The 532-nt window shown below is 43.4% G+C and carries 1 protein-coding gene; it reads left to right on the forward strand.

Going from position 1 to position 532, the window contains the following annotated elements:
* A partial coding sequence (locus tag ASC50_RS03800) for a type II toxin-antitoxin system VapC family toxin (protein ID WP_056928729.1) occupies window positions 1–327 on the forward strand: 327 nt, incomplete at its 5' end.
* Window positions 328–532 lie beyond the last annotated feature (205 nt).

Consider the following 532-nt stretch of genomic DNA (forward strand, 5'->3'; position numbering starts at 1 on the left):
GATTACGCCAATACAATTTATATTAGTTCTGTGGCTGTGCAAGAATTGATATTATTGTACAGAATTGGGAAAATAAAACAGCTCCATTTTAAATCGGAAGCAGAGATGTTGGCTGAAATAAAAAAAACCTATTTTGAAATTGTGTTCTTCAATGAATACCATTTTGCCAAGTATGCCAAATTAGAGATTGTGGAGGGGCACAAAGATATGAACGACCACGCCATTATCGCGCAAGCCATGACCGAAAAAATCGCGCTCATCTCTTCCGACAAGGAGTTTGCAAACTACACGGCACAGGGTTTGAATTTTGTTTTCAACAAAAGATAGCCCTCCTTGTTCGGCGCAGGTGTGGTGGTGTGTGGTGGTGAGGCGCATAGTTTTAAAACATAGCATTCAGCTTATCCAAAAACCCGTATGCCGTCAAATCAATTTGCAGCGGCACAAGGGCGGCGTAGCCGTTGGCGAGGGCGTATTCATCGCTTTGCTTGTTGTCCGGTTCTTCGTTGACGAAGTAGCCTCCCATCCAATAGAC

It is taken from the genome of Candidatus Symbiothrix dinenymphae, from assembly GCF_001431085.1.